Origin of the sequence: Fusobacterium necrogenes, assembly GCF_900450765.1 — a bacterium.
Taxonomy (GTDB): domain Bacteria; phylum Fusobacteriota; class Fusobacteriia; order Fusobacteriales; family Fusobacteriaceae; genus Fusobacterium_A; species Fusobacterium_A necrogenes.
Window position 1 is genome coordinate 1,605,344 of record NZ_UGGU01000003.1, and the last position, 22,381, is coordinate 1,627,724.

Sequence of the window (22,381 nt, forward strand, 5' to 3'; positions counted from 1 at the left end):
TTAATTAAGCTAGCTCTTTCTTTACAACTTCAGCTATCTCATTTACAACTTTTTCTACCATATCCATCTCTTTCCCTTCTACCATCACTCTTACTAATGGCTCAGTTCCAGATGTTCTAACTAAAACTCTTCCTAATCCTTCCATCTCTTTCTCTTTTTGAGCTATAAAGTCTGTTATATTTTTGTTTTGATTCCAAATATTTTTCTTACTATTATCTACAACTACATTTACTAATTTTTGTGGCCAATCTTTTATATCTCCTACCATCTCATCTAGATATTTTTTTTCATCTCTCAAAGCTTCAACTAATTTTAAAGAAGTTAAAACTCCATCACCTGTTGTTGCATATTGTAATAATATAATATGTCCAGATTGCTCTCCACCAATAGCTACATCATGCTCTATCATCTTTTCAAGTACATATCTATCTCCTACATTAGCTCTAAGTAGCTCTATTCCATTTTCTTTTAAATAATTTTCAAATCCCATATTACTCATTACAGTTGTAACAACTTTATTTCCTTTTAGCTCCCCTTTTCTTTTCATTCCCATAGCAAGAGTAGCTATTATTTTATCTCCATCAATTATATTTCCATGCCTATCTACAGCTATTAATCTATCTGCATCTCCATCATAAGCAAGACCTAAATCTGCCTCATATCCTACTACTACTTTTGTAAGAATTTCTGGATGAGTAGAACCACATCTTACATTTATATTTGTTCCATTTGGAGCATCATTTATAAGTACTACCTCTGCTCCTAACGCTAAAAATACATCTTTAGCTATTCTATAAGCTGAACCATTAGCTGTATCTACAACTATTTTCATTCCTGAAAAATCTCCATTTACAGAAGCTAATAAATGGTCTCTGTATGAATAATATTCATCTTCTGCATATTTAAATTTCCCAACTTTATCCCCAGCAATTGGATTAACTAAAATAGTTGGATCATCCATAAGTCTTTCTATCTCTAATTCTACTTCATCAGGTAACTTATATCCGTTTCCAGCAAATATTTTTAATCCATTATCTTTAGCAGGATTATGAGACGCTGATATCATTATACCTGCATCTGCTTTCTTCGCTTTTGTTAAATAAGCTACTGCTGGAGTTGATATTACTCCTACAAAATCCACATATACTCCCATTGAAGTAAGCCCTGCAAGCATTGCTGACCTTAACATATATCCTGATATTCTTGTATCGCACCCCATAATTACTTTTATTTTCTTCTTATCTGGATTTTCCCTTTTTAAATAATATCCAAGAGCATATCCTAATCTTAAAGCTATATCCACAGTTAACTCTCTATTTGCTTCCCCTCTTATTCCATCTGTTCCGAAGTATTTTCTCATTCTATTCTGCTCCTTCTCAAATTTAACTTTTCTCCTATAAAGCCAGTAATAATCCCAGCTCCTACTCCTATAATTAAAAAAATCCACACAAACCCCATAATAGACTTTGAATATAAAGAAACATTTCTAAACATAAGAAAATATACTACTATGAGTTGAAATAGATTGTGTAGAAAAGCTGATAGCGAACTGATTGCTATCAATGAAAGATATTTTCTAAATTTATATAACCCTATCATAAATATAGTTGTCAAAGTCCCTGCAACAAAACTTATTATAAATCCAGGTGTAAATAATGTCCCTAACATTAATCCTTGAATAAAGATTCTAAGTAATATTAACTCAATAGCAAACTTAGAATCAAATTTTTCAAGGGCTACCAAAACAGCTATATTTGATAGCCCTATTTTCATCCAAGGAAATGGTTTTGGAATAAAGTTTTCTGCAAGGGAAAGATATAGTGCTACTAAAACAAATGCAGTTAAATATATCTCTCTTTTTTTATTTTCCATTAAACCTTTAAAGTTGCTTTCATTCCTAATCTATTACTATATTTTTCTAATATTGGCTTAACTTCTATATTTACAAATTCCTCTGTTTGCTCTGGAGCAAATCCAATAAAGTTTTTAGGGTCTAATATCTCTAATAATCTATCTTTGTCTAAGTTAAAGTATTTATCATTGATTATTCTATCAATTAAATCATTGTCTTTTCCTTCAACTTTTACATTTTTTCCAGCTTCCATTGAGTGAACTCTTATTCTCTCGTGTAATTCTTGTCTATCTCCACCATTTTTTACGCACTCCATTATGATATACTCAGTTGACATAAATGGTAGCTCAGCCATAATTCTTTTTTCTATCATTTTTGGATAAACAACTAATCCATCTAAAACATTTTTCCAAATGATTAATATAGCATCTACTGCTAAGAAAGCTTGTGGTAATGATAATCTTTTATTAGCAGAATCATCTAATGTTCTTTCAAACCATTGAGTTGATGCTGTCATAGCTGTACTTTGTTGTAATGCTATTACAAATTTAGCTAATGATGATATTCTCTCACTTCTCATTGGATTTCTCTTATAAGCCATCGCTGATGATCCAATTTGACTTTTTTCAAATGGTTCTTCTATCTCTTTTAAATGTTGTAAAAGTCTTAAATCATTTGTAAATTTATGAGCTGATTGAGCAATATTTACAAGTAAATTCATTACTTCAGAGTCAACTTTTCTATCATAAGTTTGACCTGTTACTAAAAATCTCTTATCAAATCCCATTTTCTCAGTTATTCTTCTATCTAACTCTTTTACTTTTTCAAAATCTCCATTAAATAACTCTTGGAAACTTGCTTGTGTTCCAGTAGTTCCCTTTACTCCTCTAAATCTTAAAGTGTTTTCTCTAAACTCTAACTCTTCTAAATCTAATAATAAACTTTGTAACCATAGTGTTGCTCTTTTTCCAACAGTAGTAAGTTGTGCTGCTTGGAAATGAGTAAATCCTAAAGTAGGTAAATCTTTATTTGCCATAGCAAATTTTGACATTTCAGAAATTACATTTACTAATTTAGTTTTTATAATATCTAATCCATCTTTTATTTGAATTAAATCAGTATTATCTCCAACGTAGGCACTTGTTGCTCCTAAGTGGATTATAGGCATAGCCTTTGGAGCTTGTGCTCCAAATGTATGTACGTGTGCCATTACATCGTGTCTAAACTCTGCTTCTTTTTTAGCTGCTAATTCATAATCAATATTATAGATATTAGCTTTCATCTCTTCAATTTGCTCATCAGTAATATTCAATCCAAGTTCCTTTTCTGCTTCAGCTAAAGCCACCCAAAGTTTTCTCCAAGTAGAAAACTTTTTGTCTGGAGAAAAGTTTTCTAACATTTCCTTTGAACTATATCTTTCTGCTAGAGGGTTTGAATAAATATTTGTTTCCATTTTTTACCATCCTTTTTATACGTATTAGTTATTTTATAGATTTTTTGTGATTTAATTATGTATAATTTTTAAAAATTTTTTACCATTATAATAGCTGCTTCTTTTGTGTCAGGATAATAATTTTTTCTTTTTCCTACCTCTTCAAATCCACAACTTTTATAAAATTCTCTGGCACTATTGCTCTCTCTAACTTCTAAGAAAATATTCCTTTTCATTTTTGAAATCTCATCTATTAAAATTTTTCCTATTCCCTGTCTTCTATATTCAACTAAAGTTCCTATCTTCATAATTTCTAAAGATTCACTATTATCAAAAAGGATTATATATCCCTTTATTATATTTTTATCACTTACTGCTAATATTTGATACTTCTCTTTATCTGATATTATCTCTTCCAATTGATTTATAGTATAGGCACTATTAGGAAAGCATTTTTTTTCTAATTCTTCTAATATTTTTACATCAATATCATAAACTATTCCCATCTTCACTCCATACTATTTTAAAAGTGATATTCTATTCAAAGGCCAAAATCTTACAAAAGCTTTTCCTTTTATTCTACTCTCTTTTACAAATCCCCACATTCTTGAATCATAGCTACCATTAGTATTATCTCCTAAAGCTAAATAATAATCTTCATCAGCTGTTACAGTAACTTTTTCTCCAGAAAGTATCTTTTCTACAGCTTTTGAATCATGAATAATATCAAGTACCATCCCTGTTTTTTCTCCATTAACTCTAAATTCTAAATCTGGAAGTATTTGTGCTACTGCTCCTGGGTTATCTACTAATTGTTTTTGAACTTCAGCAACATCTACTGGTTTTCCACTCTTACTCCATGTATACTCACCATAATTAGCTCCAGGTATAACTTCTATTGTATCCCCTTTTTTAGGTATTATCCAGTAGTTATCCTCTCCTAATTGTCCTAAACTAGAGTACTCTCTTATATCTATTCTCTCATCATTAATATATAAGTGATTATCCCTTAAAAATACCTTTTCTCCTGGTAATCCCATTACTCTTTTAGTATATAAAACTTTATTTTGAATTGGCTCTTTAAACACTATTATTTCATTTCTCTCTGGCTTTCTAAATTTATAGACTACCATATTCCCAAAGAGTCTATCCTTAGGCATTATAGTAGGTTCCATTGAACCTGTTGGCACTAAAAAATTTCCTAAATAAATTTTTTGAATAATTAAAACTAAAATAAGTGCTGTTCCAATACTTTCTATAAAAGCAATTGCTTTTTTAAAAAATATTCCTGAGCTTTTTCCTTCCCAACCCAACTTTAAAACCAGATTGTCTGAAAATTTATCTCTATTAGTTTTTATAAAAGCTCCTATTTGTTTCTCTTTAACAAATAAAATTATAAATATTATTGTTATAATAATATAAAAAATTCCATTCAATATTAATTTACTTTTTTCCATATTTCACTCCATAAACCTTGATTAATATATATTTTATCATATTTTTTTAAAATTTACATTAAATTTTCACCTCCCTTTGAAAAGATATTTTTTAGACTCACTTTTACTACAAAATGTTTTAAATTTTATTAAAATCAAAATAAAAATAGAGAGTCTATTTTTTCAAATAAAACTCTCTACACTTTTCTTTATTAAATTAATCCTAAAAATTGTGAAGCTGAAATTATTAAACAACCTATCGCTAACATTGGTAATAATATTTTCAATACAAACTTTAAGTATCTATCATATGGTACATGGAATAATTCTAATGTCCCCATTGTACTTGCTCCAGGATAAATTCCACACATAAAATTAATCCCCACAGTAAATGCTGATATCAACATTACTTGCCCACCAGCAGCTCCAATATCTGAACCTTGAAAAAGTGCCATTGTTACAGCACCTAATATTGGCATTGTTATTCCTGCTACTCCACTTGTAGATTGTAAGAAAAATCCTATTCCTACATAAGCAGCCACTGTTGCTATTGAAAAAGCCCAAGATGGTATTCCTTGAAGAGCTGTTTGAATCCAATAAACAAATGTTACAGACATTCCTTCACTTTTACTTCCCATAAGTACAGATATACCATTAGCAACAGAAAGTACTAATATTACTCCTAATAAATCCTTAGCACCATTTGCAAACTCTTTTACAAACTGCTCCTCTGGCATTCTATTTATTAATCCAATTAATATTGACCCTAATAAGAAAACAAAGGCAAATTCTCCAAAATACCAATCACCAAAAGGAGTGAAATGTTTAAAGCCACTTAAACTTCCTAATATAGGTATTGAAGCTATGAAATTAATAGGAGTATTTATAACATCTTGAAATGTTCTTCCACCATCTAATTCTATTACATACCAAGGCATATAACCTAATATTAGTAATATAATTATTCCAACTAATACCATAATCGACCAAAATCTTTTTTTAGTAAGTTCAGGTAATTCATGTCCCTCTTCATTTACTCTTGTATTTACTTCAATACCTGCCACTATTGATTTTTCTTTATCTTTTTTTACAGTATTAGCATACTTTATAACATATACTACTCCCACTAGATATAAAGCTAAAAATATTACCATTCTTAAAATCATCCCGCTACCTAGAGAAAGCTCTGGATTTCCTATTGCTCCAATTGCTGCTCCTACTGAAAATGGATTTACAACACTAGCCATATTCCCAGCTGTAGCTCCTATAAATAAAACTGCAAGTCCTGTCATTACATCATAACCAGCTAATACAAATAATGGAACTATAACTATTGAAAATGCAGGAATCTCCTCCCAAAAACCAAAAACACTTCCAAATATAGCAAATACAAACATTAAAATTGCTATAAGAGATGTCCCTGTATATCTTTTTAGTAATCCTCCTATTCCAGCATCTAAAGCTCCTACAGAATTAATTAATCCTAAAAATGCTCCTGCCATAAGTATTGCTATACTTACTGCTCCAGCATTTTGGAAACCAGTTATTGGTGCCATAATAATATCCCAAAGCCCAGCTGGTTGTGCTCCTACTCCTCTTATAATTTCTCCATTGCTATCAAATATTGCATTATAAATTACTTCTTGAATTCCATTCTCGTTTGTTACAACTATTGATTGAGGAACTATCCAGGTTAATACAGCAGTTATCAATAAAAATATAAAAACTATAGTATATGCACTTAGCATTTTCTTTTTATTCATTTATATTCTCCATTCTAAAATTATTTATTAAACTTTTCAAAAGCTTTCATATAAATTTTCATAGCTTTCTTTATATCATCTAATATAATATACTCATTTGGTTGATGCTCAGTCTTAGGACTTCCTGGTAAAACACATCCAAAAGCTACACAATTATTCATAGCTCTAGCATATGTTGCTCCTCCACTTGCTACTGGTTGAGACTCCATATCTCCTGTAATTTCTTGATAAGCACTCATTAAAGTTGTGATTAATTCAGAATCTAATGGCACATATATAGATTTTAAATAATCATACTGTGTATATTCAAATCCATACTCTTTAGCTTTTCTTGATAAAGTTTCTACTATTTTTTCTTTATCATAAGTTACAGGTATTCTCATATCTATCATTAATATTTCATTTTCTTCAGTAAATTCTATCTTACCTACATTAAATTTTAATTCCCCTGAATGTTCATCTTTTACTACTCCAAAAATTGGTTCAGCAAAATCATATCCTATTAAATTTTCAGTTATAAATTTTCCTGATTTAGTTTCTTTTCCTAGTTTTGTAAGAGCATGCATATATCTATTAATAGCATTTATTCCAGTTTCTGCCACTTGTGCATGAACACTTTTTCCTACTATCTCTATAACTTCATCTTTATCTTTAAATTCATAATTTAATTCTTCTAATACTTTTATTAATTCTTCACTTTTTGGCACTATAATATTTGATGGAACAGAGTTAAATGCATCTCCCCCTTTAAATACTAAACCGCTCTCATTTTTAGCTATAAGTTTACATTGTAACAATCCTTTTTCTGAATAAATTAATGGAAATTTCGAATCTGGAGTAAAGCCTACTGTGGGCATTTCCTCTTTTTCAACATACTTTGGCATATCTCTCCATAAATTTTCCTCATCTGTTCCAAATATAAATCTTACTCTGTATTTTAATTTAAATCCACAATCTAAAAGTATTTTTAATGCATATATAGCAGCTAGAGTAGGTCCTTTATCATCTTGTGCTCCTCTTCCATAATATTTTCCATCTTTTATTACAGATTTAAAAGGGTCATTCTCCCATTTACTTAAATCTCCTGGTGGAACTACATCAAGATGTCCTAATACTCCTACTAATTTTTCTCCACTACCTATTTCAGCATATCCATAATATCCTTCTGAGTCAATATAAGTTCTAAAACCTAATTCTTTACAAATATCTATCATCTCTTCCAACACTTTTTGAATATTTTCTCCAAATGGATATTTAGTAGAATCTTCTTGATAATAACTTGGAATAGAAACTATTCTATCTAAATTATTTAAAAACTCTGAAAAATTATTTTCTAGTTTTTCATAGTAATTATTATTATTCATCTTACTCTCCTTTTACTTTTTATAATTATTATATATTAATTATATAATATTTTAATTATTTTAGCTAGAAAAGAAAAAGGAGATGGAAATTACCATCTCCTAAAAAATTATTTTCTGATTTCTTTGATTCTTGCTTTTTTACCAGAAAGTCCTCTTAAATAGTAAAGTTTAGATCTTCTTACTCTTCCAACTTTTAATACTTCGATTTTATCGATCATTGGAGAGTTTACAGGGATTATTCTTTCTACTCCTACACCAGCAGTTACTTTTCTTATTGTGAAAGTTTTTGCAATTCCTCCACCATTTACTCTAATAACTACTCCTTCGAATAATTGAACTCTTTCTTTGTTTCCTTCTACAACTTTGTAGTATACTGCAATAGTATCTCCAGCTTTAAATTCAGGAATGTCATTTCTTAAGTAGCTTTGCTCTACTAATTGAATTAATTTTTCTTTCATTTATTCTCCTCCTAAAGATATTCATTTAATTTATTTGCTATTAAAGCGGAATATCGAATTAACTTTAGTATTTTATCATAATTCCTATAAAATGTCAAGGTAAAATAATTAACAAAAAATAAAAAAATGGCGCTTCCTAATGGACTCGAACCATTGACACTGCGGTTAACAGCCGCATGCTCTACCGACTGAGCTAAGGAAGCACTCTTATTGAGAGCTTGGCAAGTTCCTATCCTCCCAGGAGGCTTCCCTCCAAGTACTTTCAGCGTTTACGGGCTTAACTTCCAGGTTCGGAATGTGTCTGGGTGTACCCCCGTAGCTCTTCTCACCAAGCTAATGTCTATTTACATAGGCATTTGAAACTATATAGTAATATCAGGTAACGCTGATTCCTTTCAGTCATCTGCGTCTAAATAATCATAGTCGTAACTTTGTTACTTCTTGATTATTTGAAGGTTAAAACTTCGACTTATTAGTATTGGTCAGCTAAAGGCCTCGCAACCCTTACACCCCCAACCTATCTACCTCCTAGGCTCGAAGGAGTCTTAAAGAATACTTATCTTGAAGTCAGTTTCCCGCTTAGATGCTTTCAGCGGTTATCTGTTCCAAACGTGACTACCCAGCTGTGCCACTGGCGTGACAACTGGTACATCAGAGGTTTGTCCATCCCGGTCCTCTCGTACTAAGGACAGATCTTCTCAATATTCTAACGCCTACAGTGGATAGGGACCGAACTGTCTCACGACGTTCTGAACCCAGCTCACGTACCGCTTTAATGGGCGAACAGCCCAACCCTTGGGACCTTCTCCAGCCCCAGGATGCGATGAGCCGACATCGAGGTGCCAAACCCTACCGTCGATATGGACTCTCGGGTAGGATCAGCCTGTTATCCCCAGGGTAGCTTTTATCCGTTGAGCGACGATCCTTCCATTCGGAATCGCCGGATCACTATGTCCTGCTTTCGCACCTGCTCGACCCGTCAGTCTCGCAGTCAAGCTCTCTTATGCCATTGCACTCTGCGGTTGATTTCCATCCAACCTGAGAGAACCTTTGAACGCCTCCGTTACTCTTTCGGAGGCGACCGCCCCAGTCAAACTGCCCACCTAGCACTGTCTCCGTGGCTTCAAACCACAGATTAGAATTTCAACATTGAATGGTTGGTATTCCACCGACAACTCCAATGCAGCTAGCGCCACATCTTCATAGTTTCCCAACTATCCTATACATGCAATGCCAAAACCCAATACCAAGCTACAGTAAAGCTCCATGGGGTCTTTCCGTCCTACTGTAGGTAACCGGTATCTTCACCGGTAATACAATTTCACCAGGCCTCCCGTCAAGACAGCGCTCAAATCATTACACCATTCGTGCAGGTCGGAACTTACCCGACAAGGAATTTCGCTACCTTAGGACCGTTATAGTTACGGCCGCCGTTCACCGGGGCTTCAATTCGGAGCTCTCACTCCTCCTCTTAACCTTCCGGCACTGGGCAGGTGTCAGCCCATATACATCGCCTTACAGCTTAGCATAGACCTGTGTTTTTGTTAAACAGTTGCTTGAGCCTCTTCACTGCGACCCCCAAGCGCTTTGCATTGCGTGTATACTCACGCCCAGGGGCACCCCTTCTCCCTAAGTTACGGGGCTATTTTGCAGAGTTCCTTAACGAGAGTTAGCCTGTCCGCCTTAGATTTCTCATCCTGACCACCTGTGTCGGTTTCGGGTACGGGCAGTCATACCTTAACGTTAGAAGCTTTTCTTGGCAGCGTGGGATCTGTACATTCATCTTACGACTATATATCACACCTCAAATCTAACTTGACGGATTTACCTATCAAGTCATTCTACATGCTTTTACGGAAACTACCGTTCTTCCGCGTACATACCCTTCTGCGTCCCTCCATCACAAAATATGACTGGCACAGAAATATTAATCTGTTTTCCATTCGCCTACGCACTATAGCCTCGGCTTAGGTCCCGGCTTACTCAGGGAAGACAAGCTTTACCCTGAAAACCTTGGTCTTCCGGCGGGGAGGATTCTCGCCTCCCTTCTCGCTACTTATTCCTGCATTCTCACTTCTGATACCTCCAGAGTTGCTTACGCTTCTCCTTCAACGGCCTACAGAACGCTCTCCTACCAATTGCTTGCGCAATTCCACAGCTTCGGTTCATAACTTAGCCCCGTTACATTGTCGGCGCAGAGACTCTCGACCAGTGAGCTATTACGCACTCTTTAAAGGTATGGCTGCTTCTAAGCCAACCTCCTGGTTGTTTATGAATCTCCACCTCCTTTCCCACTTAGTTATGATTAGGGACCTTAGCTGGTGGTCTGGGTTGTTTCCCTTTTGACGATGGAAGTTAATTCCCATAGTCTCACTCCTGAGCTCTTGAATTATGGTATTCGGAGTTTGATTGGATTCAGTAAGCAATGCGCCCCCTAGTCCATTCAGTGCTCTACCCCCATAATTAAACACTCAAGGCTGCACCTAAATGCATTTCGGAGAGAACGAGCTATCTCCTAGTTCGATTGGCTTTTCACCCCTAAACCTACCTCATCTCCCAACTTTTCAACGGCGGTGAGTTCGGGCCTCCACTGTGTCTTACCACAGCTTCACCCTGGACAGGCTTAGATCACCAGGTTTCGCGTCTACGCCCAGCGACTAAAATCGCCCTATTCAGACTCGGTTTCCCTTCGGCTCCGTTAAACTTAACCTTGCCACTGAACGTAACTCGCAGGATCATTCTCCAAAAGGCACGCCATCACCCCGAAGGGCTCTGACCGCTTGTAAGCACATAGTTTCAGGTTCTATTTCACTCCCCTCCCGGGGTTCTTTTCACCTTTCCCTCACGGTACTATACGCTATCGGTTAGTAAGAGTATTTAGCCTTACGAGATATGGTCCTCGCAGATTCACACAGAATTCCTCGTGTTCCATGTTACTTGGGAGAGAACGGACAAGTTAATGAGTTTACCTGTACAGGATTATCACCTTCTACGATCTAGCTTTCCAACTAGTTCCAGTTCAGTCATTAACATTGTTGAGTACGTTGCAGTTCCTCATAGTTCTTCCCACAACCCCGCATAAACAACGGCTGCATCCTTGGCATTTATGCGGTTTGGGCTCATCCCCGTTCGCTCGCCGCTACTTGGGGAATCGTTTTTACTTTCTTTTCCTCGCGTTACTTAGATGTTTCAGTTCACGCGGTACCCTCTTTCGTGCTAAGTCTTCAACTTAGCGGATTGCTCCATTCGGAAATCTCAGGATCAAACGTTCGATTGCAACTACCCTGAGCTTATCGCAGCTTACCACGTCCTTCATCGGCTCTTACTACCTAGGCATTCCCTATGTGCCCTTAATTATTTTAACCTTTAGTTTTTAAATATTGATTGACAGCTAACTCTATTAAAATTAGAGTTAAATTGTATTATCTGATTTACTATATAGTTTCCAATGTCCATTAATTTGGTGGAGATAAGCGGGATCGAACCGCTGACCTACGCAGTGCAAGTGCGTCGCTCTCCCAAACTGAGCTATATCCCCATATCTTTATGGTGCGTTCGAGTGGACTTGAACCACCGACCTCACGCTTATCAGGCGTGTGCTCTAACCAGCTGAGCTACGAACGCTCATTCATCTCTTAAATAATAATGTTGCAGATTTATTAAATCTACATCTAATAATTTAGTCATTTGACTTACAATTATTGGAAGAACATTATCAATAGAATAGAGAAAGTATTGCTCCTTAGAAAGGAGGTGATCCATCCGCACGTTCCCGTACGGATACCTTGTTACGACTTCACCCCAATCGCTAATCACACCCTCGGAGCATCCCTCCTTACGGTTAGGCCTGCTACTTCAGGTGCAACCAACTCTCGTGGTGTGACGGGCGGTGTGTACAAGACCCGAGAACGTATTCACCGCAACATAGCTGATTTGCGATTACTAGCGATTCCAACTTCATGTACTCGAGTTGCAGAGTACAATCCGAACTGAGAATAGTTTTCTGAGATTAGCTCCCCCTCGCGGGTTTGCGACTCTCTGTACTACCCATTGTAGCACGTGTGTAGCCCAGCGTATAAGGGGCATGATGACTTGACGTCATCCCCACCTTCCTCCTGCTCATCGCAGGCAGTATCGCATGAGTGCCCAACTTAATGATGGCAACATACGAAAGGGGTTGCGCTCGTTGCGGGACTTAACCCAACATCTCACGACACGAGCTGACGACAGCCATGCACCACCTGTCACTAGGTTCCCCCGAAGGGGCACGAAGGCATCTCTGCCAACTTCCTAGGATGTCAAACGCTGGTAAGGTTCCTCGCGTTGCGTCGAATTAAACCACATGCTCCACCGCTTGTGCGGGTCCCCGTCAATTCCTTTGAGTTTCATACTTGCGTACGTACTCCCCAGGCGGATTACTTATCGCGTTAGCTTGGGCGCTGAGGTTCGACCCCCAACACCTAGTAATCATCGTTTACGGCGTGGACTACCAGGGTATCTAATCCTGTTTGCTACCCACGCTTTCGCGCTTTAGCGTCAGTATCTGTCCAGTGGGCTGGCTTCCCCATCGGCATTCCTACAAATATCTACGAATTTCACCTCTACACTTGTAGTTCCGCCCACCTCTCCAGTACTCTAGTTTGACAGTTTCCAACGCAATACGGAGTTGAGCCCCGCATTTTCACATCAGACTTACCAAACCGCCTAGACGCGCTTTACGCCCAATAAATCCGGATAACGCTTGCGACATACGTATTACCGCGGCTGCTGGCACGTATTTAGCCGTCGCTTCTTCTGTTGGTACCGTCACTTACTTCGTCCCAACTGAAAGCACTTTACATTCCGAAAAACTTCATCGTGCACACAGAATTGCTGGATCAGACTTTTGGTCCATTGTCCAATATTCCCCACTGCTGCCTCCCGTAGGAGTAAGGGCCGTGTCTCAGTCCCCTTGTGGCCGTTCACCCTCTCAGGCCGGCTACCTATCATGGCCTTGGTGAGCCGTTACCTCACCAACTAGCTAATAGGACGCAAAGCTCTCCTGCAGCGCATATAGCTTTCATATGAATTCCATGCGAAACTCACATAATATCCGGTATTAGCATTCGTTTCCAAATGTTGTCCCAGACTGCAGGGCAAGTTCTTTACGCGTTACTCACCCGTCCGCCACCATCACCCGAAGGATCAAGTAGACTTGCATGTGTTAAGCATTCTGTCAGCGTTCATCCTGAGCCAGGATCAAACTCTTCGTTCAATCTATTAAACTCAGTAAAATCTACTGATTATTTACACCAATTTATTGTTGTGTTTGCATTACTTATCTTTCTCTATTCTGTTGCTAATGTCCTTATCATCATTAGTCACGCTCTCTCGCGGACAAGATATATACTATCACAAATAATATTTTTCGTCAATAGTTTTTTTGTTTTTATTTTATATTTTTTTTAAATTTTAAAAACATCATAAAAATAAGGATAGCTCTTAATGAAAACTATCCTTATTTTTACTCAAAAATTTTTAACTATTCTTCTTTATCTTTTTCTTTCTTTGATAAATAATCATTAATAGCTAATTGTATAGCTTCCTCTGCTAAAACTGAACAATGCATCTTAACAGGAGGTAAACCACCTAACTCTTCTACAACTTTTTTATTCGTTAATTTTAGTGCCTCTTCTATTGATTTTCCTAATACTAAATCAGTTGAAACAGATGAACTAGCTATAGCTGAAGCACAACCAAATGTTCTAAATTTAACATCTGTTATAATATCATCCTCAACCTTTATAAATATCTCCATTATATCTCCACAAGATGGATTTCCTACCTTTCCATATCCTGAAGGATTTTCAATAACTCCAACATTATGTGGATTCATAAAATGATCCATTACTTTTTCTGTATATTGCATTTTTTTCTCCTTAAATTCCTTTAATTTAACACTATTTACTTGCTTGATAAGCATTCCATAATGGAGATATCATTCTTAATTTTGCGATAATCTCCACAACCGAATCAATTACATAATTTATCTCTTCCTTAGTATTGTATTTTCCAATACCAAACCTTATAGTTCCGTGAGCAAACTCTGGCTCTATTCCCATAGCTAATAGTACATGAGATGCTTGTAACTCATCAGATGAACAAGCAGAACCTGAACTTACCGCTATTCCTTTATAGCTTAAACTTAAAAGTATAGATTCCCCTTCAAGATATTTAAATGTTATACTTGAAGTTCCCGGTAATCTCCTAACATCTTTTGCATTTACTACTACTTCTGGAATTCTTTTAACAATTTCATCTTCAAGATAATTTCTTAACTCTTCTTCTTTTTTCCACTCATCAGTCATATCTCTATAAGCTAACTCAAGAGCTTTAGCCATCCCAACTATTCCTGGAATATTTGAAGTTCCTGGTCTTCTTTTTTTCTCTTGTCCTCCACCAGTTAAAACTTTTCCAAATCTTACTCCATTTCTCCAAAATAATCCTGCTACTCCTTTTGGCCCATAAAATTTATGTGCTGAAAATGACAAAAGATCTATTCCCATCTCTTTAGGTTTTATATCTAACTTTCCCATTGTTTGAACTGCATCTACATGGAATATTATTCTATTTTCCTTAGCTATTTTTCCTATCTCTTCTATTGGTTGAAATGATCCAACTTCATTATTTGCATGCATTACAGTTATTAATATTGTATCATCTTTAATAGCTGCTTTTAGAGCTTCTATATCTAAAACTCCATTATGATCTACTGGTATAGTAGTTACCTCATAGCCATCTTCGGCTAAATCTTTCAATGTATTCTTTACAGCTGGATGTTCTATCGGACTTGTTATTATATGTTTTCCTCTATTTTTATAAGCTCTAGCAATACCTCTTATAGCTAAGTTATCCGACTCACTTCCTGATGCGGTAAAAATAATTTCATCTGCTTCAGACCCTAAAAAGTTTGCTATACTCTGTCTCGACTCCATTAATGCTTTATTTGTTTCCTTACCAAACAGATGTAGACTTGAAGAATTTCCATAAAATTCTGTTAAATATGGAACCATTGCTTCAAAAACTTCATTATCCATTTTAGTAGTCGCATTATTATCTAGATAAACTTTCATATTTACCCTCTCCCTATAAAAATGACATTTCCTTACTATACATGTTATACCATTCTTTAGTTAAATTGTCAAGAATTAATTAATTTCTTTTTTCCATATATGCAATACTCCGATATTTCACACTCTATACATTTAGGTCTTCTTGCCACACACTTATCCCTTCCTTGTAGTATCAAATAATGGGAAAAATCTATCCAACTATTTTTAGGAACTATTTTCATTAAATCTTGTTCTATTTTTATAGGATCATCATTTTTAGTTAAACCTATTAAATTACTCAATCTTTTTACATGTGTATCAACAGTTATTCCATCAGCAAGTCCCCATATTTCTCCTCTGACAACATTCGCTGTCTTCCTTCCTACTCCTGCTAATTTTACAAGTTTTTCCATCTCTTGTGGAATTTCTCCATTATATTCATTTAACAATTGTTGACTACATAATTTTATATTTTTCGCTTTATTTCTATAAAAACCTGTACTTTTTATCATTTCCTCTATCTCTTCTAATGATAAATTTGCAAACTGCTGTGGAGTATTTATTTTTTTATACATTTCCTTTGTTACTATATTTACTCTTACATCAGTACACTGTGCCGATAATATTACTGCAACTAACAATTCAAATGGTGTATTATATTTTAAAGCACACTCTGGTTTTCCAAATTTTCTATTCAATATCTCTAAAATATTTTTTACTTTTTCTTTTTTCCTCATTTTTTACCTCTTGAATTATTTTTCTCTCATACAAAAGATGCTCTGCTCCCATATATTCTTTAATACCCTTATATACAAAAGCATTTTTCATAAAAATCTTTTTAGATATTTCATTTTCTTCAAGAATATAGGCACAAACTTTTTTTAATTGAGGTCTTTCAAACTTTAACTCTTCAATACTGTAAAAGATAACAGATTCAGAATATCTCTTTCCTCGTATTTTACTTACTAAATAGATACTTATTGCAACTTTAGATTTCCCTATAATTTCAAATCTTACTGTTCCTAAAAATTCTCTTCCTAAACTTTCTATTGTATAAAATAAATAGCTAGGAGAATTTATAACAAATAAATACCATCTTCTATGAGCTTCCCACTGCTCGATTTGCTTATTTGGGAAATATTTTCTTACATAATCTAAATGAATATATTTATAAATATTAGGAATATCCCTCTCTTCCATCTTTCTCAATATTATATCCGTCAAAAAAATCACCTTTTAACTACTTCAAAATTACTCTATATATTTTTTTCTTTCCTATTTTTAATACAAAATTTCCATCTTTAAATAAATTTTCTGTAATCTTCATAGCAAAATCTGTGACTTTATTGTCTGCTACTGTTAAGCCATTCTGAGTTACAAGTTTTCTTCCTTCCCCTTTAGACTTTATAAATTTATGCTCAACTAATAAATCTAAAAGCTCTGTTCCTAATTTTTCACTTGGAAAATCTACTGATGGCACATTACTCATATCTCCACCACCAAAAGCTCCCTCTGCTCCTTGTTGAGCTTTTAAAGCTTCCTCTTCTCCATGTATTAATTTTGTAACTTCATAAGCTAATATTTTCTTGGCTTGGTTAATTTTTGCTCCTTCTAATGCTCCTAATCTTCTTACTTCATCCATTGGTAAGAATGTTAATAGTGCTAGACATTTTTCCACATCAGCATCTGCAACATTTCTCCAATATTGATAGAATTCATATGGAGTAGTTTTAGCTGCATCTAGCCATAATGCTCCTTTTGCAGTTTTTCCCATTTTCTTACCTTCACTATTTGTAAGAAGTGTACATGTCATAGCAAAAGCTTGTTTTTGTTCTTTCTTTCTTATTAATTCTACTCCTGCTATCATATTTGACCATTGGTCATCTCCACCTAATTGCATAGTACATCCATGTTTTTTATTTAAAACTAAGAAGTCATATCCTTGCATAAGCATATAGTTGAACTCTAAGAAAGATAACCCTGCTTCCATTCTTTGTTTAAAACACTCAGCTGCAAGCATTCTATTTACAGAGAAATGTGCTCCAATATCTCTAATAAAATCAACATAGTTTAGTCCTAATAACCAATCAGCATTGTTTTCTAATATTGCTTTTCCTTCACTAAAATCTATAAATTTTTCCATTTGTTTTTTGATACAAGCTACATTGTGAGCTATTGTTTCCTTAGTCATCATCTGTCTCATATCAGTTCTTCCACTAGGGTCTCCTATCATAGCAGTTCCCCCACCAACTAAAGCAATTGGTCTGTGTCCAAATTTTTGCATATGTGCCATAAACATCATAGCTATAAAGTGTCCTACATGCAAGCTATCTGCTGTAGGATCAAATCCTATATAAAAAGTTATTTTTTCTTTTCTTAAAGCTTCTCTTATTTCATCTTCGTGTGTGAATTGTTTAATATATCCACGCTCTACTAATACATCTACTACACTCTCATTATTCATTTCATTTTCCTCTCTTAGTTTTATAAATATTCCCTAATATTTTATCATAAATACTGATGTTTTTAAAGTTTTTTTAATTCTCTTCATTTTTTTCTTTTTTCAATGTTATGCCTATTGATATCAGAAGTCCTCCCCAAACTATTGTACATCCAAATATCATCATTATGACTGCACCTATATTCATAATTCCTCCTAATCTCTATCAGATTTATTCTCCCACTTTTTTTTATAAAAAATTGTTGCAGAAACCACCATTATTAGAATTGTTCCCCAACCAAAGACTAAACTTCCAACAGTTATACTCCTTATTCCTTTTATTAAATTAGTTATAACGGTTATTCCTAAAAGAACAGGTGTTACATACTTTAATAAGATATCAAACCATTTTCCAACTCCAAAATCTGAATATTCATTTACTTCTATTCTTATTTTATCAATTCCATAATATTTACACACTAAGATAGTTTCTATTAATCCAAGAGTTGCTATTATATAATTACCAACATGAGAATCTACAATATCCAAAATATAATTAAATCCTGCATAAGTTGAGAATGCTGCACTCCCTACTAATCCTAAAAAAGAAATTATTCCAACTAGTCTTTCTCTCGTCATTTTAAATTTATCTAATGCTCCAGTTGTAAAAGCTTCTAACATAGATATACTAGATGACAATCCAGCTATAAATAAGCAAAAGAAAAATACAAAACCTATTATTCCTTGTAAAAAAATATTAGTTGTTATTGTTGATATAGCTATAGGAAAAGCTATAAATGCTATTCCAGCTCCATTTCCAAAAGAGTTAAAATTCACTCCAATATTATTAACTAAATATCCTAATGTTGAAAATACTGTTATTCCAGAAATTATATCAAATGATGCATTAGCTAATACAGTTATAAAAGAACTATTTACTATATCCCATTTTTTAGGAATATATGAACCATATGCTATCATAACTCCTACTGCTAATGTAGTTGAAAAAAATACTTGTGCATAAGCTGCTACCCAAATACTTGGATTTAATATAGCTTCAAAATTAGGAGTAAATAGTGCATTAAGACCTACTACCGAGCCCTTTAATCTTAAAGAATTTATCATAAATACTAACATTAATCCCATAAGTAAAGGTGTAAATAATTTTGAACTTTTCTCTATTCCTGCAGATATGCCTTTTTTTACAATTATCCAGTTACCAAACCAAACTACAAGTATGAAACATAGCATATATTTACTTATTCCCGCTTTAAAATCAAATGGTCCACTGGCACTACCAGCTATCATTCCCATTAGCTTTCCAGGATCTGACATCCAATTCACAATACCAAAAGCATGTCCTAAAGACCACACCATAAATACTACTGCCACTGAAATTATTGTACAATAAAACATCATTACCACTATTGGTATCATTACTTGTAACCATCCAAACCACTCAAAATTTTTCCCCAATGTTCTAAATGCTTTTGTAGATCCTCCTCTTACTTTTTTCCCAAGCTGATATTCTAATATCATAAGAGGTACTCCACAAGTAAAAAGTGCTACTATATATGGTAAAAAAAATGCTCCTCCACCATTTTTATATGCTTGAAATGGAAATCTCCATAAATTTCCTAAACCTATTGCTGCTCCTACAGCTGCATAAATAAACCCTTTTCTACTATTCCATAACTCTCTAGTTTCTTCCATATTATCCTCTCCCTTGTTAAAAATAAAAAAAGCAGTCTGTTAGACTGCTTTTAAAAAACTATTAATTCTAATATCTCCTTTATAAAGCAATAACTTGCTTTTTCAATTTTTAAAGTTACATAGATAGAGATATGTTATCAATAGACCAAAGCCAATATCTAACACTTTTTAACTTATTATCCAATTTTTCTATGTAGCTCCACCAATATTGTACTTTCATATTGATAACCTCCTTTTTCCATAATCTTAGAATAAGTATATTATAATTTTGTACAATTGTCAATTGATTTTTCTTCTTTTTTTCCACTAGAATCAATATTTCAATATATACTCCTGCACCCTTTCCTAAAAAAGAGTATCGCTGTTAAAGAAAACTCTAAAGAATCCCTCTTATTATCTTCAAGTTATTTATTCAAATAATTTTAAATAACTCAAATATATCTTATTATAAAGATCAACATAATATAATAATACATATCTATTCTTTTCCACTTTAAAATTACTATTTTTCTCATTTTTATAATCAAATTTAAATATATCTATCTTAGTGTATAACCTAGATACTTAAAAAATTAGATAACTAACCTATAGTATAAAATTTTTTCATTTTTACTCAAAAAAAAAACTCTTGACTATATAGTATACTATACACCTTATACTCTATATTAGCAAATATATTTTAGGAGGTTTTTTATTTAAAATGAGTAAAATTTCTTTAGGACATGAAAATACTAAAAAAATTTTTTTCAAGCTTGCTCTTCCAAGTGTTTTAGGATCTATACAGATGATGGTAGATGGTTTTTTTATAGCTAATACTGTAGGGGCTAATGGGCTTGCTGCTATAAATCTTTCTATGCCTGTTATTAATCTCTATATGAGTATAGCTATGATGATATGTGCAGGAGGAGCTGTATATACATCCATTGAATTAGGAAAAGGAAATAAAAAAAGAGCGAATGAAGTTTTTTCTTTTACTTTTTTTGTCTATATTGCTATTCTGAGAACACTAAGTATATTAGGAACAATTTTTATAGATAAAATAATCTATTTTTTAGGTGCTAGTAAAGAGTTAATTCCTTTAGTAAAACCATATCTTATAACTCTTTTAGTTTTAAATCTTCTATTTAATTTCCCTATATTCTCTGAAATGTTTGTCAAAATTGGTGGACTTCCTAATTTTGTTTTTATCAGTGCTCTTATTTGTATAAGTGGAAATATATTAGGAGATTATATTTTAATAGTTCAAATGAATTTAGGAGTATTTGGTGCTACATTAGCAACTGGAGTAGCTAATGGAACAGCTGGAGTTATTTTATTTACACGTTTTCTTAAAAATAGATGTGCTCTAACATTCACTTCTCCTAAAGGTAATAGATATCTATTAGGAAAAATTCTTTATAATGGAAGTTCTAAAATGTTAACTATTGTTTCAGCTGCTATTACTACTTATATTTTTAATTTGCTTCTTATGAAATATATAGGACCCCTTGGTGTATCAGCTCTAACAATCGTATTTTATGTTAATAATATCTTAAATATATGCCTTTATGGTTTAAATCAAGCACTACAACCTTTAGTTTCTTTTAATTTGGGAGCTAGAGAATTTGATAAAATAAAAGAAACGGTTAAAATAACTTTAATTTCTGGAGCTACTTTAGGATTAATATGTTTTATTACTATGAAACTTAAAAGTGACTTTATTGTTAAACTTTTCTCTAAAGGAAATTCTGACTTAGAACTTTTAACTTTTGATGTTTTAAATATTGTTACTTTTCAATATATAATATCTTTTATTAATGTTACTGCTATAGGTTTTCTAACTGCTTTAGAAAAACCATTTGAATCTATGTTAGTTTCATTTTTTAGATCTCTTGTATTTACAGTATCATATTTATTTATTCTTCCTATTTTTTGGAAATTCTGGGCTTTGGTTATCTATGCCAATAGGAGAACTATCTTGTATATTTATAAGTATCCCTCTTATGTATTACTCATTCAATAAATCTAAAAAAAAATACTCTATTGAATAAACTACAATCTAAAAATTTTATCAAATATATAAAAAGCTCAAGAATATTTTATGATAAAGAAATAAAAATATTCTTGAACTATTTTTTCAGATTATAGTAATCTGTTTTTTACCTCTCTAAATACTCTTTAACTTCTAATAAACTGTCAAACTTTCTATAAGCCAATTTATTTTCTTCTTCAGTAAACTTTATAGTATCTTCTACCACAAAACATTTTATTTTAGCATTATTAGCTGCAGTAGCTCCCAATACTGAATCTTCTATAACTACAGCTTCTCCAGTTAAAACTCCCGTCTTTTCACAAGCCTTCAAAAAAATATCTGGAGCTGGTTTTCCATTTACCACTTCATCACCAAAAACCAATGTATCAAAGTATTCATATACTTTTGTCTCTTTTAACTGTCTCTCTGCACTTTCTTTCCTAGTAGAAGTTGCCACTACGCATTTCAAATCTCTCTCTTTTATATATTTTAATAGCTCTACTACCCCTCTTTTTAATTTGATTCCACCCTCAGATTTTATTATTTCTAATTGAATCTCTTTTTTCTCATCTAAAATTTTTTTAGCCTTCTCTTCTCCTACTAGTTCTGCTAATATTCCTTGAGTTCTTTTAACAGTTCCACCCTTTATATTACGTAATTTTTCCAATGTTATCCCTAATCCATATCTTTTGCTTACTTCAAACCAAGCTATATTAGCTACTCTCTCACTATCTAAAATCACACCATCCATATCAAATATTATAAGTTTTAACTCCATTTATCCTCCTAAGATTCCTTTCTCTATATTATATCATAATTTT

General features: G+C 33.5%; 17 protein-coding genes, 3 tRNA genes and 3 rRNA genes. 1 reads left to right on the top strand and 22 read right to left on the bottom strand.

Annotated elements, in window-relative coordinates; all coding sequences use genetic code 11:
- Positions 1-4 precede the first annotated feature (4 nt).
- From glmM to DYA59_RS07655, 21 genes are all read right to left on the bottom strand, one after another.
- Positions 5-1,360 carry a phosphoglucosamine mutase gene (gene glmM / locus DYA59_RS07555; RefSeq protein WP_115270919.1) on the bottom strand — a complete coding sequence of 452 codons (1,356 nt, stop codon included), beginning with the start codon at positions 1,358-1,360 and terminating at the stop codon, positions 5-7.
- Entirely contained in the window at positions 1,357-1,872 is a 516-nt protein-coding gene (locus DYA59_RS07560) for a Gx transporter family protein (protein ID WP_115270921.1), read from the bottom strand. The genes glmM and DYA59_RS07560 overlap by 4 nt, the downstream gene beginning before the upstream one ends.
- Positions 1,872-3,305: an adenylosuccinate lyase gene (gene purB, locus DYA59_RS07565; protein WP_115270923.1), complete on the bottom strand. Its 1,434-nt coding sequence runs from the start codon at positions 3,303-3,305 to the stop codon at positions 1,872-1,874. The genes DYA59_RS07560 and purB overlap by 1 nt, the downstream gene beginning before the upstream one ends.
- 68 nt (positions 3,306-3,373) lie before the next feature.
- Entirely contained in the window at positions 3,374-3,790 is a 417-nt protein-coding gene (gene rimI / locus DYA59_RS07570; protein ID WP_115270925.1) for a ribosomal protein S18-alanine N-acetyltransferase, read from the bottom strand.
- Positions 3,791-3,802: 12 nt separating this feature from the next.
- Positions 3,803-4,741: a signal peptidase I gene (gene lepB / locus DYA59_RS07575; protein WP_115270927.1), complete on the bottom strand. Its 939-nt coding sequence runs from the start codon at positions 4,739-4,741 to the stop codon at positions 3,803-3,805.
- 191 nt (positions 4,742-4,932) lie between these two features.
- Complete coding sequence (locus DYA59_RS07580) at positions 4,933-6,483, bottom strand: YfcC family protein (protein ID WP_115270929.1); 1,551 nt, start codon at positions 6,481-6,483, stop codon at positions 4,933-4,935.
- A gap of 20 nt (positions 6,484-6,503) precedes the next feature.
- Positions 6,504-7,847 carry a Sapep family Mn(2+)-dependent dipeptidase gene (locus DYA59_RS07585; RefSeq protein ID WP_115270931.1) on the bottom strand — a complete coding sequence of 448 codons (1,344 nt, stop codon included), beginning with the start codon at positions 7,845-7,847 and terminating at the stop codon, positions 6,504-6,506.
- A gap of 107 nt (positions 7,848-7,954) precedes the next feature.
- The gene (gene rplS / locus DYA59_RS07590) at positions 7,955-8,305 is read right to left on the bottom strand and encodes a 50S ribosomal protein L19 (RefSeq protein ID WP_005882833.1); all 351 of its coding nucleotides are present in this window, start codon (positions 8,303-8,305) and stop codon (positions 7,955-7,957) included.
- A gap of 127 nt (positions 8,306-8,432) precedes the next feature.
- A tRNA-Asn gene (locus tag DYA59_RS07595) sits at positions 8,433-8,508 on the bottom strand.
- Positions 8,509-8,521: 13 nt separating this feature from the next.
- Positions 8,522-8,638: ribosomal RNA gene (gene rrf, locus DYA59_RS07600) — 5S ribosomal RNA — on the bottom strand.
- 119 nt (positions 8,639-8,757) lie between these two features.
- Positions 8,758-11,670, bottom strand: a 23S ribosomal RNA gene (locus DYA59_RS07605).
- Between the two features lie 96 nt (positions 11,671-11,766).
- Positions 11,767-11,843: transfer RNA gene (locus DYA59_RS07610), tRNA-Ala, on the bottom strand.
- 9 nt (positions 11,844-11,852) lie between these two features.
- Positions 11,853-11,929: transfer RNA gene (locus DYA59_RS07615), tRNA-Ile, on the bottom strand.
- A 122-nt stretch (positions 11,930-12,051) separates the two neighbouring features.
- Positions 12,052-13,559 (bottom strand): 16S ribosomal RNA (locus tag DYA59_RS07620).
- The 16S, 23S and 5S rRNA genes sit together here with 3 tRNA genes alongside, the layout of an rRNA operon.
- 267 nt (positions 13,560-13,826) lie before the next feature.
- On the bottom strand, positions 13,827-14,213 hold the full coding sequence (gene nifU, locus DYA59_RS07625) for a Fe-S cluster assembly scaffold protein NifU (protein WP_115270933.1): 387 nt from the start codon (positions 14,211-14,213) through the stop codon (positions 13,827-13,829).
- 31 nt (positions 14,214-14,244) lie between these two features.
- Positions 14,245-15,417, bottom strand: a complete 1,173-nt coding sequence (locus tag DYA59_RS07630; RefSeq protein ID WP_115270935.1) for a cysteine desulfurase family protein — start codon at positions 15,415-15,417, stop codon at positions 14,245-14,247.
- A 68-nt stretch (positions 15,418-15,485) separates the two neighbouring features.
- Positions 15,486-16,133: an endonuclease III gene (nth, locus tag DYA59_RS07635; RefSeq protein WP_147368828.1), complete on the bottom strand. Its 648-nt coding sequence runs from the start codon at positions 16,131-16,133 to the stop codon at positions 15,486-15,488.
- A complete protein-coding gene (locus tag DYA59_RS07640; RefSeq protein WP_115270937.1) occupies positions 16,087-16,620 on the bottom strand; it encodes a GNAT family N-acetyltransferase in 534 nt (177 codons plus the stop codon). Before DYA59_RS07640 ends, nth begins: the two co-directional genes overlap by 47 nt.
- Positions 16,621-16,636: 16 nt before the next feature.
- Positions 16,637-17,860 (bottom strand): tyrosine--tRNA ligase, encoded by a 1,224-nt coding sequence (gene tyrS, locus DYA59_RS07645; RefSeq protein ID WP_115270939.1) that lies wholly within the window; start codon positions 17,858-17,860, stop codon positions 16,637-16,639.
- A 73-nt stretch (positions 17,861-17,933) separates the two neighbouring features.
- Positions 17,934-18,044, bottom strand: coding sequence for a methionine/alanine import family NSS transporter small subunit (locus DYA59_RS07650; RefSeq protein ID WP_115270941.1), 111 nt, complete (start codon positions 18,042-18,044; stop codon positions 17,934-17,936).
- An 8-nt stretch (positions 18,045-18,052) separates the two neighbouring features.
- The gene (locus DYA59_RS07655) at positions 18,053-19,549 is read right to left on the bottom strand and encodes a sodium-dependent transporter (RefSeq protein WP_115270943.1); all 1,497 of its coding nucleotides are present in this window, start codon (positions 19,547-19,549) and stop codon (positions 18,053-18,055) included.
- 700 nt (positions 19,550-20,249) lie between these two features.
- Between DYA59_RS07655 and DYA59_RS07660 the strand changes: the two genes are divergently transcribed.
- Complete coding sequence (locus DYA59_RS07660; RefSeq protein ID WP_245943725.1) at positions 20,250-21,551, top strand: MATE family efflux transporter; 1,302 nt, start codon at positions 20,250-20,252, stop codon at positions 21,549-21,551.
- A gap of 136 nt (positions 21,552-21,687) precedes the next feature.
- Here the strand turns inward: DYA59_RS07660 and DYA59_RS07665 are convergent, their stop codons facing one another.
- Entirely contained in the window at positions 21,688-22,338 is a 651-nt protein-coding gene (locus DYA59_RS07665; protein ID WP_115270945.1) for an HAD family hydrolase, read from the bottom strand.
- Between the last annotated feature and the right edge of the window lie 43 nt (positions 22,339-22,381).